Genomic DNA, 2,362 nt, shown 5'->3' on the forward strand with positions numbered 1-2,362 from the left:
ATCAAGAGAGAGATGCGTGTCACAGATGGCTCCAACGGTTGCGCCACCGAGGTTGGCCACGCCTATGGTGAACGGACGCGGCGGCGAAACAGTTTCCTGGCGGAAGCTGCCGCCCCCAGCTGGTACGTCTCACCCTTGCACTGATGAGATGAATGCCTCCTCGTTATGCCGCGATGAGATCGTGGAACGTGTCCGGGTTAGCGGAGCGTGGCTCTGAAACTTATTCGCCGTTGATGCCGTAGACCGCGGATGGCTCGTGAGGCATTCCGTTGGATCATGAGTTTGGTCGCACGGTCAGCGCGCGTCGAGGTTGTGCCCTGCACGGTTCACACGACCTGCTTCCGCTGGGTCATCACCTCGGCTGACGGCAAACGCTCGGAATGTTCGCCCTACGCCTACGCCTCCGCGGCTGGGGCGCGTGCCGCCGGCGAGACTCGGTATCGTGAGATCGGTGGGAGGATCTGAGCTCGATTGATCAATATGCCTCGGCGGATCGTGGCCTCCACCACAGCTGCCGGGCGGCCATATCATCACGGCTCGCCCGGCATCGGACATGCCTATCGGCCGTGCTTGGACAGCACCTCGTTCAGTGCCTCAGTCACCAGTGCCTCGATCGAGTTCCCGGCTCGGCCGCGCTCGGCAACCAGTTCGCGAGAAAGCCCGCGCACCTTGGCGATGAGATCTCGATCGAGCCAAACCGTGAACGCCTGTCTGTTCTCGCGGTGGTCGCGAACTTTAGGTGTAGGTTTAGGTAAATCTAAACTTTGAGCTTGAGGTTGACCTTTAGGTGGAGGTGGAGGTGTAGGGTCTAGGATCGGCTGTTCGCCGACCACGAACGAGGCGGACAGGCTGGGGCGCTTAGCCATTCTGCTTCTCCGTCCGCTTGCGCTTCACCTTGATACCGACTTGTTTGGCTACCCAGCGGAACAGGGCATCAACCTCCTCGGCGCCCTTCCCGTCCGGCTCGATCTCCTAGATGGTGCTGCCGTCGATCAAGCAGCTCTTGTAGCCCTTGCGATGACAGATAATGGGCGCGCCGTTCTCTCGACCGGTCGGGATACCTCTGGCGACGAACCCTGCCGCCGCTTCCTTCACGTCACGCTTTGCACCGCTCACGTCCACGTCGCTGAATAGGACGAAGTGCGGCTTGCCCGCCGCCTTCGCCATAGCGTGAGAGGTTGGCACCGCATCCATGTCTGCGAGGCTTGTACGCGTCGGGATCAGGACGAGATCCGATAGCTCGGCCGCGCGTTTACCCATCAGTTCGGCCTTGCCGGCTGTGTCGATCAGGACCAGCTCGGCCCCTTGGCGCTCAAACTCTCGCAGCGTCGGCTCAAGGAAATCAGGCGTGGTTTCGGGGCGGACCGGGGGCCCGTCCAGCTGTCGGCGCGTCGACCACATCCGCAATGTCGCCTGCGGATCCGTGTCGACCACGGCCGTGAGGATACCTGCGTGGTGAGCGGCTACGGCGAGATGCGCCGTCAGCGTGCTCTTCGTGCTCCCCTCAAACCCAAGATCGAGACAACCCACATCGACTCACCTCCGGCGTGTTAGCTAAACTGTGTAGGTCTAAGGTCCAAAGATACCGTTTAGCTTGACCTGTAGGTGTCCGGTATAGGTTCACCGTTTAAGAATACCTTTTAATTTTAGTTGTAGGTTTAGATGTAAGTCGGTTGCCAATCTCCCGCTACTGCTGGAGCTTCCGATAATCGTCCTTCTCGGAAGTTACGGACAGGGTGGATTGGAGGCCAGGTGAGGAAGTGAAGCCAGGGCTATATCAGCCGCCGGTGGTGCAGCGAGGTCGGGAGGCGCAGAGTGACCGCACTCTGCGGCGGACCGGCTCGATGACGATGCCTGACCCTCGAAGCTCACGCTTGGCATGGATCGGCGCTTGGGGCGGCTTAGTCGGCGTGGTGGTCTACAGCCTCGTGCAGACCGATGAGATGCTGCCTATCAATCGCATCCTTTTCGGCATCACCTCGACGCTGATGCTGATCTGGCTCCTCGTCATCCTCTTCGATGGTCCGGGCGGACAATCGTGACGTCTGACGCGCTTCCCGTCATAGCGCCCGAGTTCGTGAGCGAGCTTCCTGTCGAGGCCGCGGCGATTGTCCGCGCCTACCAGCAGGCGAGCAAGGCGGACTCTACCATCCGCGCCTACCATGCCGACGTCCAGGTGTTTCAGGCTTGGTGCGCCCGGTTCGGGTTCCGGTCCCTGCCGGCGAGCCCCGAGGCTGTGGCCGGCTTCCTGGCGCACGAGGCCGAGGTCGGGCGGTCCGCCTCGACGATCGGGCGGCGGCTCGCCGCGATCCGGTACGGCCACAAGCTGGCGAAGGCGGCCGATCCGACGGACGACGAGGAC

Annotated in this window: 4 protein-coding genes; 2 read left to right on the plus strand and 2 right to left on the minus strand. The window is 61.9% G+C overall.

Going from position 1 to position 2,362, the window contains the following annotated elements:
• Positions 1–557 precede the first annotated feature (557 nt).
• Complete coding sequence (locus tag MKL01_RS31505) at positions 558–866, minus strand: hypothetical protein (protein ID WP_243909115.1); 309 nt, start codon at positions 864–866, stop codon at positions 558–560.
• A 106-nt stretch (positions 867–972) separates the two neighbouring features.
• Positions 973–1,530: a hypothetical protein gene (locus tag MKL01_RS31510; RefSeq protein WP_243909116.1), complete on the minus strand. Its 558-nt coding sequence runs from the start codon at positions 1,528–1,530 to the stop codon at positions 973–975.
• A 314-nt stretch (positions 1,531–1,844) separates the two neighbouring features.
• On the opposite strand from MKL01_RS31510, the gene MKL01_RS31515 reads away from it, so the two are divergent.
• Both MKL01_RS31515 and MKL01_RS31520 read left to right on the plus strand, forming a co-directional pair.
• Positions 1,845–2,042, plus strand: a complete 198-nt coding sequence (locus MKL01_RS31515) for a hypothetical protein (RefSeq protein ID WP_243909117.1) — start codon at positions 1,845–1,847, stop codon at positions 2,040–2,042.
• A 35-nt stretch (positions 2,043–2,077) separates the two neighbouring features.
• A partial coding sequence (locus MKL01_RS31520) for a site-specific integrase (RefSeq protein WP_243909118.1) occupies positions 2,078–2,362 on the plus strand: 285 nt, incomplete at its 3' end.

Origin of the sequence: Methylobacterium sp. J-070 (assembly GCF_022829385.1) — a bacterium.
GTDB lineage: Bacteria > Pseudomonadota > Alphaproteobacteria > Rhizobiales > Beijerinckiaceae > Methylobacterium.

What these genes read in the sequence shown, in the direction of transcription:
- MKL01_RS31505 (WP_243909115.1), bottom strand. Translation starts at nt 866, where the DNA reads ATGGCTAAGCGCCCCAGCCTGTCCGCCTCGTTCGTGGTCGGCGAACAG.
- MKL01_RS31515 (WP_243909117.1), top strand. Translation starts at nt 1,845, where the DNA reads ATGACGATGCCTGACCCTCGAAGCTCACGCTTGGCATGGATCGGCGCT.